14 protein-coding genes are annotated in these 12,810 nt (G+C 70.4%); 6 read left to right on the top strand and 8 right to left on the bottom strand.

The window, feature by feature from the left end; all coding sequences use genetic code 11:
* Window positions 1-79 precede the first annotated feature (79 nt).
* Window positions 80-727 carry a TetR/AcrR family transcriptional regulator gene (locus J2S55_RS38995; RefSeq protein ID WP_306871592.1) on the bottom strand — a complete coding sequence of 216 codons (648 nt, stop codon included), beginning with the start codon at window positions 725-727 and terminating at the stop codon, window positions 80-82.
* Window positions 728-911: 184 nt separating this feature from the next.
* On the opposite strand from J2S55_RS38995, the gene J2S55_RS39000 reads away from it, so the two are divergent.
* Together J2S55_RS39000 and J2S55_RS39005 are read left to right on the top strand one after the other, a co-directional pair.
* The gene (locus J2S55_RS39000; RefSeq protein WP_306871595.1) at window positions 912-1,259 is read left to right on the top strand and encodes a hypothetical protein; all 348 of its coding nucleotides are present in this window, start codon (window positions 912-914) and stop codon (window positions 1,257-1,259) included.
* Window positions 1,260-1,423: 164 nt separating this feature from the next.
* Window positions 1,424-2,110: an SRPBCC family protein gene (locus tag J2S55_RS39005; RefSeq protein ID WP_306871598.1), complete on the top strand. Its 687-nt coding sequence runs from the start codon at window positions 1,424-1,426 to the stop codon at window positions 2,108-2,110.
* A gap of 142 nt (window positions 2,111-2,252) precedes the next feature.
* Here the strand turns inward: J2S55_RS39005 and J2S55_RS39010 are convergent, their stop codons facing one another.
* Window positions 2,253-3,140: a helix-turn-helix transcriptional regulator gene (locus J2S55_RS39010; protein ID WP_306871601.1), complete on the bottom strand. Its 888-nt coding sequence runs from the start codon at window positions 3,138-3,140 to the stop codon at window positions 2,253-2,255.
* Window positions 3,141-3,265: 125 nt separating this feature from the next.
* On the opposite strand from J2S55_RS39010, the gene J2S55_RS39015 reads away from it, so the two are divergent.
* The gene (locus J2S55_RS39015; RefSeq protein ID WP_306871604.1) at window positions 3,266-4,651 is read left to right on the top strand and encodes an MFS transporter; all 1,386 of its coding nucleotides are present in this window, start codon (window positions 3,266-3,268) and stop codon (window positions 4,649-4,651) included.
* Between the two features lie 148 nt (window positions 4,652-4,799).
* On the opposite strand, the gene J2S55_RS39020 is transcribed toward J2S55_RS39015, so the two are convergent.
* Window positions 4,800-4,922, bottom strand: coding sequence for a hypothetical protein (locus J2S55_RS39020; protein WP_306871606.1), 123 nt, complete (start codon window positions 4,920-4,922; stop codon window positions 4,800-4,802).
* A gap of 175 nt (window positions 4,923-5,097) precedes the next feature.
* Window positions 5,098-5,940, bottom strand: a complete 843-nt coding sequence (locus J2S55_RS39025; protein ID WP_306871609.1) for a LysR family transcriptional regulator — start codon at window positions 5,938-5,940, stop codon at window positions 5,098-5,100.
* A gap of 72 nt (window positions 5,941-6,012) precedes the next feature.
* Here J2S55_RS39025 and J2S55_RS39030 point away from each other — a divergent pair, with 72 nt between their 5' ends.
* Together J2S55_RS39030 and J2S55_RS39035 are read left to right on the top strand one after the other, a co-directional pair.
* Complete coding sequence (locus J2S55_RS39030; protein WP_306871612.1) at window positions 6,013-7,239, top strand: MFS transporter; 1,227 nt, start codon at window positions 6,013-6,015, stop codon at window positions 7,237-7,239.
* A 73-nt stretch (window positions 7,240-7,312) separates the two neighbouring features.
* Window positions 7,313-8,479, top strand: coding sequence for an erythromycin esterase family protein (locus J2S55_RS39035; RefSeq protein ID WP_306871614.1), 1,167 nt, complete (start codon window positions 7,313-7,315; stop codon window positions 8,477-8,479).
* Window positions 8,480-8,636: 157 nt separating this feature from the next.
* On the opposite strand, the gene J2S55_RS39040 is transcribed toward J2S55_RS39035, so the two are convergent.
* The 4 genes from J2S55_RS39040 to J2S55_RS39055 form a co-directional block, all read right to left on the bottom strand.
* Window positions 8,637-9,746, bottom strand: a complete 1,110-nt coding sequence (locus J2S55_RS39040) for an SGNH/GDSL hydrolase family protein (protein WP_306871617.1) — start codon at window positions 9,744-9,746, stop codon at window positions 8,637-8,639.
* Between the two features lie 320 nt (window positions 9,747-10,066).
* Window positions 10,067-10,369, bottom strand: a complete 303-nt coding sequence (locus J2S55_RS39045; RefSeq protein ID WP_306871619.1) for an anthrone oxygenase family protein — start codon at window positions 10,367-10,369, stop codon at window positions 10,067-10,069.
* A complete protein-coding gene (locus tag J2S55_RS39050) occupies window positions 10,360-10,548 on the bottom strand; it encodes a hypothetical protein (protein ID WP_306871620.1) in 189 nt (62 codons plus the stop codon). Before J2S55_RS39050 ends, J2S55_RS39045 begins: the two co-directional genes overlap by 10 nt.
* A 457-nt stretch (window positions 10,549-11,005) precedes the next feature.
* Window positions 11,006-11,584 carry a TetR family transcriptional regulator gene (locus J2S55_RS39055; RefSeq protein WP_306871622.1) on the bottom strand — a complete coding sequence of 193 codons (579 nt, stop codon included), beginning with the start codon at window positions 11,582-11,584 and terminating at the stop codon, window positions 11,006-11,008.
* 93 nt (window positions 11,585-11,677) lie between these two features.
* Here J2S55_RS39055 and J2S55_RS39060 point away from each other — a divergent pair, with 93 nt between their 5' ends.
* Window positions 11,678-12,640: a VOC family protein gene (locus J2S55_RS39060; RefSeq protein WP_306871625.1), complete on the top strand. Its 963-nt coding sequence runs from the start codon at window positions 11,678-11,680 to the stop codon at window positions 12,638-12,640.
* Window positions 12,641-12,810 lie beyond the last annotated feature (170 nt).

Consider the following 12,810-nt stretch of genomic DNA (forward strand, 5'->3'; position numbering starts at 1 on the left):
GACTGCCGGCAGCGTGTGAGCTCAGCGTCATGTGCGCCGGCGGGGATGAAGACCACGGCGGCGTGGACGGGCGCTCCTGTCAGGGCATCAGCAGGTCGTCCAGTTCGGCCGCGAAGAGCAGGGCGGGGTCGAATCCCATCCCGGTGAAGTGGCCGGAGAGCTCCAGGGACAGGACGCCGTGGAGCCGTGTCCAGAAGCTCAGGGCCTGGCGGAGGACCGCGGGCGGGGCGGGGTGGCCAGCCGCCCAATCCCGGTGGTGTTCCAGGTGGATGTCGAACGGCGTGGCGGGGCGTTCCCGGGGTGACGTCGAGCCGGCGTCGAGCAGGATCATCATGATCTCGGATGAGATGGCCGTGATGTCGTCGGGCGCGTGGTAGCCGGGGACGGGGGTGCCGTAGATGAGAAGATACCGCTGGGGGTCCTCCAGGGCCCAGCCGCGCACGGCGTGTGCCAGTACGGCCAGGTCGGCACCTGCGACGGAGGCCGAGCGGAGGGTGTCGGCGAGGCTTCGGTACGCGTCCCGGACGAGTTCGGTGATCAGCTCGTCGCGGTTGGCGTAGTAGCGGTAGAGCGCTGGTCCGCTCATGCCCATCTGCTTGGCGATCGCGTTGAGGGAGAGCGCGGACGTCCCCGTCGCGGCGATCTGCTCCCACGCGTGTTCCTTGATCTCTGCGCGTACCTGAGTGCGGTAGCGCTCGCGCGGGGTCTTCGCGTCCGTCTCCGCCATGCCCTGCCGCCTTCCCCGCCCGTGAAGCTACAGCTTAAAAAGATAGTTAGAGGCTATCACGAAGCTTATTGACACTCCTCTTCTCGTTTAGTTATAACTTCTAACGAACGCATGAGTCTCTAGCTCATCGTGGTCGCGCGGTGCGGGTCCGCAGCCATGGGCCCAGCCAGACGGAGGGAACGCCATGACCACCACATCCAAGCCACTCATCCACGCGGGCCGGAGTACTCCGCCGGCGGTGACCGTCGCCTCCTGGGCGGTCCCCGTCATGGTTCTCGGCCGGTTCGCCCTGCTGGCGATCGTTCCGGTCGCGATCGCGCTGGTCGTCGCTCTCCGCCACGCCCGCGACCGGACGGTCCGCTGGGCGGCCACGCTTCTCACCCTCACGTACGCGATCCCGCTCGTCGTATGGCTGACGCGGCCCGACGGCGCGCCAAGCCTGTCCAAGGACATGCATCCCGCCTCCGTGGGGCTGATCGTCGCCGCGTCCGCCGCACTCATCGTGACCATCCTTCGAGCCCCCCGGCGCTGACGGAGCTGGAGCGAGCACCCGCCGTCGGCGAGTTTCCCGCGGTCTCGGCCGGCGAGCTCGCCTACCGCCTCGCTCCGGACCGGACCGCGCGCCCCCGCACTCACCCTCCGCACCAGCGCCCCATCCCGAGCATCCGATCCCGATCCCAGAACGAGAGGAACACCATGTTCAGCAACGGCCCCGCGAACTCGCCCGCTCAGCAGTCCCGCCCCCGGACCCGCGTGCGCACCGCCGCGCTCACGATCTCGCTCGCCGTCGCCGGCGTCCTCGCAAGCAGCGTCCCGGCCGCCCAGGCTGCCCCTGCTCCGTCCCAGACCGCCCCCCTCGGGGGCGGGTCCCAGTGCCGCGGCGAAGGCGTCGACACCACCGCCCGTATCCGCTACCGGTCCGACATCGTGATCAAGGCGCCGCTGAGCACCATCTTCAAGCTGCAGACCGACGTGGAACGCTGGCCCACCTGGCAGGCCCCCGTCCTCACCATGGAACTCCTCGACCCCGGCCTTCTCCGCAAGGGTTCGCGGTTCCGGTGGACCACCCCGGCGCCCCCCACCCCCACGACCCCCGCCACCACCATGCACATCACCTCCACCATCCGGCAGCTCCAGCGCAACACCTGCATCCTGTGGAGCGGACCCGCGATCGGAGAAGGGGTGCGCATCGACGAGGGCGTGCACCTGTGGACCTTCACCAAGGTCAAGGGCGGTGTGCGCGTACACACCGAGGAAACCTGGACCGGCGCCCAGGTCGAAGCGGACGTTCCCACCGCCACCAAGATCCTCGGCACGGGCCTCGAAGCGTGGCTGCGCGACCTGAAAACCACCGCCGAAGCCCGCAGCGACGGCAAGCCGTGAGACCCCCGCCGGCATAGGACCCCGGTCAGCGGAGACCACGCCCGAAGCGGTCGTCCCCCCCGCCCTCCTCAGCCCGTGCATGAGGAGGGCGGGGATCTGTACGGTTCGACCGGCCCCGTCCCCGGAAGGGTGAGACGTTCGACTAGCCCTGTCCCCGGAAGGGTGAGACGGGCGCCGTCTCGCCGGAACCGCCGGACGGACCGGAGGCGGCGAGGTCGAGGAGCGTCATCGCGTCGTGGTCCGGGCTGCCGGGCGGCGCCATGTAGACGATGAGGCGCTGGCCTTGTGCGCGGTTCAGGGACAGCCCCTCGTGCGAGAGCGTCATCGTGCCGACCTCCGGGTGCCGGAGCGTCTTCTCGCCGTCGCCGATCGTGTGCACCTCGTACCGCTCCCAGAGCCGGTTGAAGTCGGGGCTCTTGACGATCAGCTCACCTACGAGTGAGGCGAGATCCGGGGCATCCGGATCGGTGCCGGCGATCGCCCGCAACTGGGCGACGCACCCCTTGGCCTTCTGTTCCCAGTCCACCCACAGCTCGCGGGCAGCCGGGTGCAGGAAGGTGTACCGGACGGTGTTCCGCTGCCGCTCCGGCCAGTCGGCGATGCCGTGGAGCAGCCGCAGCCCGCCGGGATTGGCCGCCAGCAGGTCGTTGGTGCGGCTCACGACGTAGGCCGGGTTGGGCCGGAGCGTCTCCAGAAGCTGCGTGACGGTCGGACGGACCCGCCGTGACGGCAGGGGACGGGGCTCGGGCGCACGTCGCGCCGCCCGCGCCGCCAGCTCGCGCAGGAAGCCGCGCTCTTCCTCGTCGAGGCGGAGCGCGCCGGCCAGCGCCTCGACCACGGAGGGACTCGGACGGGTCTCCTTGCCACGTTCCAGACGTATGTAGTAGTCGATGCTCACACCGGCCAGCGCCGCCAGCTCCTCCCGGCGCAGACCCGGCGTACGGCGCGTTCCGGTCCCGGCGGGCAGCCCGACGTCTGCCGGGCGTACGCCGCCACGGCGAGCCTGCAGAAACTTCCCGAACTCGGTCATGTCGTCATTTTGCCAGCGGGTGACCACGGATCCGGCCCGGAGCCTGACCCTGTCACACCCCCCTATGGCGCACCCCGGAAGATCACGGTCTGCCCCGCCCCCGCGAGTCTCACCAGCCTGGACGGATGACCCCTCTTGCACCGGCCCGCGCGTCACAGAATGCCCGGCGACGCACGGCCGCACCGAAGCTGATCCTGGCGACCACGTTCATGGGCATCTTCCTGCTCAACCTCGACGCCATGGCGATGAACGTGGCGCTGCCCGGGATCGGGCGGGCCTTCGGCGGCAGCACGGCGGGACTGCAATGGATCGTGGACGCCTACACGCTGATGTTCGCCGCGCTCCTGCTCTCCGCGGGCACGCTCTCCGACCGCATCGGGGCGAGCCGCGCGTTCGGCGCCGGCGTCGCGGTCTTCACGGTCGCCTCGGCGGCCTGCGCACTGGCGCCGGGGCTGGGCGAGCTGATCGCCGCCCGCCTGATCCAGGGGAGCGCGGCGGCGATCATGCTGCCCTCCTCGCTGGCCCTCGTCCGGCGGGCCTTCCCGGACGCGGCCGAACGGGCACGGGCCATCGCGCTGTGGACCGCCGGCGGAGCCGTCGCGGTTGCCGCCGGCCCGGTGGTCGGCGGGGTGCTGTCCAGCACCCTGAGCTGGCGGGCGATCTTCGTCGTCAACCTGCCCGTCGGCGCCGCCGTCCTCGCGGTGTTGACCCGCGTGGAGCGCTCGCCGCGCCGTGCCACGCCGCTCGATCCGTACGGCCAGCTCACGGCGGTCGTCGCGCTCGCGGCGCTCACCTTCGCGGTGATCGACGGAGGGGAGAACGGCTTCGGCGAGCCCGTGGTGCTGGGCTGCCTGGGGCTCGCCGCGGTGGCGACGGCCGCGTTCATCATGATCGAGGCGCGTACCGCCGCGCCGATGGTCCCGCTCGACCTCTTCCGTTCGCGCACGGTGACGGTTTCGGTCGCGATCGGGTCCGTCGTCAATGCCGCGTTCTACGGGCTGGTGTTCGCGCTGAGCCTGTTCTTCCAGGACGTTCTGAACCTGTCCGTCATGGCCGCGGGGCTGATGTTCCTGCCGATGATGGCCGTGATCGCCGGAGCCAACCTGGCCTCGGCCAGGGCCGCGGCACGCTTCGGGCCGCGGATGCCGATCGCCGTGGGACAGGCGATCTGCGTGCTGGCGATGTTCTGCCTGCTCTGGATGGACGAGGGGACCAGCAGACCGGTGATCGCGGTGATGCTCGTCCCGCTCGGCCTCGGCCTGGGTTCCGTCGTACCTTCCCTGACCGCCGTCCTGCTGAACGACATCGCCGCGGACCGGGCCGGAATGGCCGCCGGGATCCTGAACTCCTTCCGGCAGACGGGCGGCGCGCTCGCCGTGGCCGTCCTCGGAGCCTTGGTCGCGGACCGGGGTGAGTTCATCGTGGGTCTGCGGGTCGCCCTGTGCGTCGCGGTTGTGATGTTGGTAGCCACCACGGCCGCGGCCCTCATGCTGCCGCGCGACCGTAGCTGACGGCTGTCCGCAGGTTCCTCGACGAGGTGGGGGCGCGCCGGTCAGCCGGGAAGGCCGGTCCGGCGGAGTGGCCCCGGCAGTCGAGAGCCGCGGCCTGGGTGTCTGCCGCCTCGGCAGGCTCGGTGTGATTGATGATCCGCATTCCGTGTCACATCTCCCGCCTCGCCGTCTTTCCTACGGGGTGCACTCCGGTCAGCGCGAGGGTGAGCAGCCGGTCGGCCTGGGCCTGGCCGTCGGGTTCCTGCTCGACGGCCAGGCCCCGGTTGGACACGGCATGCCGGGCGACGGCTCCCAGCCAGGTGGTCAGCGCGTGTCCGGGATCGGGGTCGGCGGCCAGGTCGGCGGCGGTGGCGCACAGGGCCTCGACCTTGTCGCGGAAGACGGCCTCCAGCAGGCGCTGCCGGGAGGGGAAGTGCCGGCGGAGACGGGCGGGTCAGGTGTGCGGCTCAGATCATCCGCCGCAGGGCGGTCTCCACGGCGTCGATGAGCGCATCACCTTCGGTACCGGGGTGGCGGGCAAGGCCGAGTTCGACGTCCGGCAGAGCAGGCAACGCGGCCGCGTCGTGGCAGGCCATGGCCGGCTCGAGGTTGGCGGGCAGGAGCGCCGCGACTCCGAGCCCGGCCCGTAGCGCGGCGAGCACTCCGGCGAGACTGTTGCTTTCGAACGCCACCCGCCAGCGGCGCCCTGTGCCTTCCATCGCCTCCAGCACCGACGTCCGCCAGGCGCACGTGTTCGAGAACAGCACCACCGGCAGCGGATCGGCGTCGGTGGCGACACCCTGCCCGACCGCCCAGACCAGCGGCAGGCGCACCGTCCAGCGCGGCGGCCAGGGAAGATCCGGGACCTCGTCGAGCACGAGTTGGACACGGCCCGTGTCGCAGGCCTCCCGCATCGCCGCGTTGGAAAGGCTGAGCACCTCCAGCGTCGCGTCGGGGTGCAGCCGTGCGAGGTCGGCGAGTGCCTGAGGAAGGCGGGAAGCGGCGAGATCTTCGAGGAGTCCCACCCCGCAATGCCCGGTGAGCGCACGTCCTGTTTCGGTGAGTGCCTGTGCCGACAGCGCGAGAATGCGCTCGGCGTAGGGCAGTAGTTCCTCGCCCACCCGGGTCGGCGAGACGCCGGACGGCGCCCGGTGCAGCAGCGGACTGCCGACGGCCCTCTCGAGCTTGCGCAACTGCTGGCTGAGCGCGGGCTGGGTGCGGCCGAGCGCCGCCGCCGCACGGCTGATGCTGCCCGCTCGCACGGCGGTGACGAACGACCGCAGCAGTGCGGTCTCGAGATCACGTGCCATAAGCGTTCATTATGCCTGGTCCAATAGATTGACGACTTCCTATGGCATTCCTAGTGGCTTAGCGTCAAACCGGTGATCAAGTTTCGACAGGTGCTCGCGGTGCCGGGGATGACGCCACTGCTGGGCATTTCGCTGCTCGCCCGTACCGCGATCACGGCGGACGCGATGGTGTTGACGATGTACGTCGTCGTTGCCCTCGACATGAGTTACGCGGCGGCGGGAGCCGTGGTGGCGGCGCTCACCGCCGGTGTCGCGCTGGGCGGGCCGCTGCTGGGCCGGATGATCGACCGGCGGGGCCTGCGTACTGTGCTGCTAGCCACGGTTGTGCCGCAGCTCGTGTTCTGGCTGACCGTCCCTGCGCTGCCGTACGTGATCTTGCTGGGCGCCTCCTTCGCCGCCGGTCTGCTGATGGTGCCGGTCCAATCGGTCACCAGGCAGGCGATCGCCGCGATGACGACGGCGGGGCAGCGGCGGGCGGCGTTCGCGCTGGACTCGGTGGCGGGCGAGCTGTCGTACATGGTGGGGCCGGCGGTGGTGATCCTGTGTGCGGCGAAGGTGTCCCCCGGCGTGGTGGCATGGGGAGTGGGCGCCGCGATCGTCGTCGGCGGGGCGGGGATCGCCCTGCTCGACCCGCCGCTGCGGGCCGAGGACGAGGCGGACGGCGAGGCAGCGGGTCGGCCCCGGCGCCGGGAGTGGCTGGGCGCGCGCATGGTCGCTGTCCTGGTGATGGGGTTCGGCGTCGCGATGCTGCTCAGCGGCGTCGACCTGGCCATCGTCGCCACTCTTCAAGAAGCCGGCCAGGTCTCCTGGGCGGCCGTGGTCGTCGCCGTGTTCGGGGTGACGTCCGTCGTGGGCGGTCTGGTGTACGGAGCGCTGCCCCGGCCGATGCCCACCTGGCTGCTGCTCGGCCTGCTCGGGCTGGTGACGATTCCGGCCGGACTCGCCCATGACTGGCCTTGGCTGTGTGTGGCCGTCATCGGTGCCGGGCTGCTCACCGCACCGACCCTTTCCACGGTCTCCGACGCGGTGAGCCGGCTGACGCCGGCCGGTGTGCGCGGTGAGGCGACCGGCCTGCAGTCCTCGGCGGCGAGCGCGGGGTTCGCGCTCGGCTCCCCGGTCGTGGGAATGGCGATCGACGTGTCCACGCCGACGGGCGGCTTCGCGGCGGCCGGCCTGGCCGGCCTGCTCGCCGCACTGACGGGATACCTGCTCTCGCGCCGGTCACCCGCCGCCGTGCCGTCCCCGATCACCTGGGTGGACAGGCCGTGCCCATCCATCAGGCGATGCATCAACGATTGAGGGTTTACCTTGATAAGAGCGGAGATTTTCGGAGAAAAGTTTACACCGAATGTTCAACGATACCGTTTAAGGCATGGATATCAAGGACACAGCCCGTCCGCTCGATGGGGCGGGCGTCTCGGCGTTCCTCCGGTCGCTGCCCGCCAGGCCCCTGCTGCTCGGCCTGGGCGAGGCCAGGCACTTCGTGGGAGAGCTGGGCGAGTTGCGCAACGAGATCTTCCGTCATCTGGTCGAGCACGAGGGCTACCGGTCGTTCGCCATCGAGAGCGACTGTCTCATGGGCCTCGTGGTGGACGACTACATCACGACGGGCGCGGGCACGCTCGATGACGTCATGGAACGCGGCTTCAGCCACGGCTTCGGCGCCTCACCGGCCAACCGTGAGCTCGTGCGCTGGATGCGGGCGTACAACGAGGAGCATGACGAAAAGCTCCGGTTCTTCGGCTTCGACGGCCCTCTGGAGTATTGGGCGGCGAGCCCACGCCAGGCGCTCACCGCCCTCCACGCCCTCCTCGACGGCCCCCTCCCCCACACTGTGGTGACCAGGGAAACCCTCGACACGCTGCTGGGCCCGGACGACCGGTGGGCGGACGAGGCCACGGCCATGGATCCGTCCCGGTCGATCGGCCAGTCCGCCGACGCCCAGCGGCTGCGGGTGATCGCCGACGACCTGGTGGCACTGTTCGACACGCAGGCGCCGCAGCTGAGCGCGGAGGACAGGGAGCGGGCGGCACTGTACGGGCGCACCGCCACCGGCCTGCTCCGCTACCACCACTGGATGGCCGACGCGTCCCCGGCGCGGTGGACCCGGCTGTCGGCCCTGCGGGACGCGATGATGGCCGCCAACCTGCGTGCCGTCGCCGAGCACGGCCCGGCCCTGGTCTTCGCCAGCAACCTCCACCTGCAGCGGAACAAGACCTTGATGGCGTTCGGCGACCAGCGGCTGGAGTGGTGGAGCGCGGGGGCGATCACCGCGACCCACCTGGGCGACCGGTACGCCTTCCTGGCCTCGGCCTTCGGCACGGCCGGCGACGACACCCCTCCCCCGGACACCGTCGAGGGCATCCTGTCCACGCTCCCGTGGGACCAATCTCTCATCGACGCCCGCCGCCTGGCCGAGGCCGTCACGGAGCCCACCCCGCGCGTCTCCCACGATTTCGCCTATTTCCCGCTGGACCCGGCCCAGCTCGACATGATCGACGGCGTCGTCTTCCTCAAGCAGGCTGTCAGGCTGGGGTGACGCGCACGCGCGTCAGCAACGCCGGAGCCCCCTCCGCATCTCACGCCGAGGGGGCCCCTCGCTTTCAAGGCACCCGGGGTCACCAGCGAGAGCATCGCGTCCTCACCCGCCTCCTCCAGGCGGGTGGCCGTCTGCCGCCCTCGTTCAAGGTGTCGCGTCAGCGGAGGTCGGCGAGGTCGACGGCGTGAGCCGTCGCGCGATAACCGATGTCGTTGAGGTGCAGGTGGTCACCCGAGTCGTAGGCGGGGTTGAGCTGGTCCCCGTCGGAGGGTGCGGCCAGGGTGCGGTCGAGATCGACCACCGCGTCGTACTCGCCCGAGGTGCGGATCCAGGTGTTGACCTCATCCCGCTTGGTCTCGCTGCGCTCGCTGTAATACCGCGATCCCTTCATCGGCGGCAGGGTGGCGCCGATGACCCGCAGCCCCTTGGCGCGGGCCTGCCGGATCAGGTCGCGGTGCCCGGCGATGATCTGCCGGGCGGAGACGTCGGTGGGTGGCGCGCCGATCGGGGAGGGGGCCTCGCTCATGCCGATGTCGTTGATGCCCTCCAGAATGATGACCGTGCCCACGCCGGGCTGGCCGAGGACGTCGCGCCGGAAGCGGGAGGTGCCCTTGTCGCCGAGCCAGACGGAGTCGACCGTCACCCGATTTCCGCTGATGCCCTGGTTGAGTACGGCGCGAGGCCGACCGGCGGCGGCCAGGCGCTCGGCCAGTTCGTCGGGGTAGCGGTTGTCGGAGTCCGCGCTGGAGCCGTAGCCGTCGGTGAGGGAATCACCGAAGGCGACCACGCCCTGGCGCCGCGCGCCGCCGATGACATCGACTCCGCTCAGGTAGTACCAGGACTGGGAGGTCTCGGTGAACGCCGTGCCGCCGATGTCTGCCCGGTGGTCGCCGGCGGACCGGTAGCTGGTCGCCGTGGCCTGAGCGTGATAGGTCGCCGGACCGGTCGGTTCAGCGAGGTAGAGCGTGACCGTGACCGAGTCCAGGGCGTCCAGCGGCAGCGGTACCGCATCGCTGGTGATCTCGGTGCCGGCCGGTACGGTGAAGGTCCGCGCCCGGTTGACGGTGAGATGCCGGAGCGACCCGCGCCGGACGGCGGCGCCACCCGCGGTGCGGGCGACGGTGGCCCCGGCAACCTTCAACGGGACGGTGCCGTAGATGTTGGACAGGCGGATCCGGGCCGCCACGCCACCGGCACTGACCCGGACCACCTGGCGGATCGTCTGACGGGCGAAGCCCTGCTCCGACCAGTTCGGGGTGTAGTTCACGCCCGGTCGCTGCGGTGAGGCGGCCCAGGTCGCGCCCCAACCGCCGGGTGCGCCGGCGGCAGAGGCCGCCATGGACGCCACTGACGACACGGACGACGCGGACGCCGCCCCGGAGCCGGCCGCCACCGCGGTGAGCACGAGGGCCAAGGCGGACGCCAGTCGCCGGGGTTGGACATGCATGGGTGTCTCCTAACTGTTGCCCGCGCGCGGAGTACGTGCGCGGCCGTTCAGGATGGATGGGGGGCTTCCCGCCACGGGGCATCTCCACGAGGAGGCATCGCGGATCGCGGCGTGGTCTCGGGGAGGCGGCGAGGCCGCCGTCATTCAGCGGTGCCGGGCTTCCTGAGCCGGTCGCCGACGGTGACGAGCAGGACGATGAGGAGGAACGCGACGAACGCGGTGGTGGTCCGCAAGAAGTGGAACGCCTCCCACCGTTGCAGGATCGTCGCGTGATCGGCTGAGGCCGAGGTGACGGCCCACTGCTTGATCTGGCCGTTGACGGGAACGTTGCCGAACCGGGTGACCAGGAACGAGGTCACGGCCAGGGCGGCCGCGCCCGCAGCGAGGAGCCGTGGGACGGCGTGTGTCATGACGGCGAGCACGAGTGAACTGGCTATCGCCATGGCATCAACGTCTGCATGACGACGCCGTTCACCTGCATCAGCGCCGTGTGGAACGTCAGGCGCACGTCGAGGGGCACGATCCGGAACGCGTGGGCGACGTTCACGGCCCCATAGCCGAATGCGCCGGAGAGCAGGCCCGTGGACAGCAGCGCGAACGCTTTGACGGGTCGGACGAGCACGTTGAGATCTCCTGTGAGAGCGAAGAGGACAGGCGCGCCCGGTGGCCGGGGCGGCGAAAGTCGGGCGGTGCTCGCGGGCCACGACGACGTGGCTTCCGCGGAGGGGTCATCCGGGTTTCTTCATGGAGAGATCGTCGCCGTGACGAGCACCCGCGGTCGTCGTTCGTGGGGAGTGCATCCGGCTACCACGCCGGGAGTAGGTACCGGGTTCCCGCCCGGCATGGAAGAGGGAGGTCCGGACCGGCCCTGCTGTGCGTGGATGAGGTATGAGACCCGGTGAAGTCAGATACCGCCTGACCAGGGCGCTGTCGCCTCCGCCGGAGAAGGTCTTGAACACCTCCGTCGGCAAGACGGCGCGGCGGGCCGTCTCGGGGTGACCGGAGACGCTGTGCACAGGCAGGAGGCGGTGGTCGTAGCCGATGATGGATGAGGGCCTGCCCGGCGCCGGGCGTCCGGTCTACAGGCTCAAGCCCGACTCCAGGTGCGCCAGTGCCTTGTCGATCTCGGCCGGACCGTCCAGGCCGGAATTCTGTGCCCACTGCGCCCAGACCATGGCCACCACGCCGAAGGCGGCGCCGACTGCGTTCCGGATCCGTGGGTCGTCCCCGGCGCATCCGGCCCTGTCCGCCAGGATGGCGCAGACCTCGCTGATCAGGCCCGGACTTCTACGCAGGTTGGCGACCAGCAGCTCGGGCACGGTAGCCGCGAACACTTCCCGCGCGTGCCCTGCGGCGATCTCCTCGGCGGACAGGGCGGCGAATGCCGCACGGAACGCGCCGCGTAGCACGGTGACCGGGGCGCCTGGCGGCTGGGAGGCCAGTGCCTCGATGAGAGGCGGGAAGCGGTCGAGTGTGACCAGGTCTTCCTTCGTCGGGAAGTAGCGGAAGAAGGTGGCCGGGGAGACCTCGGCCGCTTCGGCTATCTGCTCGACGGTGGTGGCGTTGTAGCCACGCTCGCGGAAGAGCCTGAACGCTTCACGCAGGATCGTTTCCCTGGTCCTGGCCTTCTTGCGCTCGCGTAGTCCGATCTCAGCCACGTAGGAATCCTACTGCACACACAAATGATGGTTTACTCTCACAAGACAGTAGTCTCTCACATTCGTGGGATCGGGGAACCGGAGGTGCCCGTCATGGGCCATGACATCAACGGCCTGCACCACGTCGGCCACATCGTGCAGGACATGGACCAGGCGATGGAGCGGTACCGGCGGCTCGGCTTCACCGTGACCGCCCCCGCCTATCCCGTCATGCCAACCACACCGGGAGGCCCTGTGGAGCCGTTCGGAGTGGCCAACGCCCATGTGCACTTCCCACGCGGTTTCGTCGAACTGGTGGCCGTCATCGGTGACACCGGCCGCATGCCCGGCGACGCGCGCCCGATCCCGTTGCAGGTACCCGAGGACAAGGTGCCGGGGTTGAGGGCCGCCATCCGCGCCACCGCAGCCAACATCACGTCCTTTCTGCAGCGCTTCCAGGGCGTGCACATCATGATCGCCGATACGCCCGACATCGACCGCGTGGCCGCGCGGCTGACGGCCGATGGCGTCAGCCACGGTGGCGTGCACGACATCCAGCGGCCCGTCGAGACCGCCACGGGGACCAGGATGGAGCCTGCTCGCTACCTGGAGGTCTCCGATCCCGATCTGCCACCAGGACGCGTGCCGGAAGGCAGGATCGGGTTCGCCGAGAACACGCCGGCCGAGGCGCCCCAGGACCGGCGGCACACCGACCATCCCAACGGCTCGACCGGGCTGGTCGAATGCGTGCTGTGCGTGGCCGACACGGCGCTGCCCGAGCTGGAGCGCCGCTACGGAAGCTACTTCGGCCGGGCGCGACATGGTCGGGTAACGCGTTTCGACCGGGCGAACGTCACCGTCGTGGCCGCATCGGCGCTCGCCGACCTGCTGCCCGGTGAGCGCCCGGCGGTCCTGCCCGCGTTTGTCGCGTACGCGGTAGCCGTACGCGACCTCTCCGCCACTGAGAAGCTCCTGCGCAGCAACGGCATCCCGGTCACCCGGACCGGCCCCGAGGAGATGTCCGTGCCCACCAGCGCCGCGCTGGGTGTCGCGATCATCTTCCGCCAGGACGGCTGAGGCCACCGACCCACGCTGTGGACCCTCGTCCGAAGACCCTCGCCCGGTACGGGGCGGGCAGCACGGCTCCGCTTCCGGTTCACCTGTCGGAGCCGCGTCGGACGGCGACGACGGTGGCAGTGACCCGGTCGTTGGAGGCGGAGGTGGCCGGATCCGCCGGCCCTGTCCCT

The organism is Streptosporangium brasiliense (genome assembly GCF_030811595.1).
Lineage (GTDB): Bacteria > Actinomycetota > Actinomycetes > Streptosporangiales > Streptosporangiaceae > Streptosporangium > Streptosporangium brasiliense.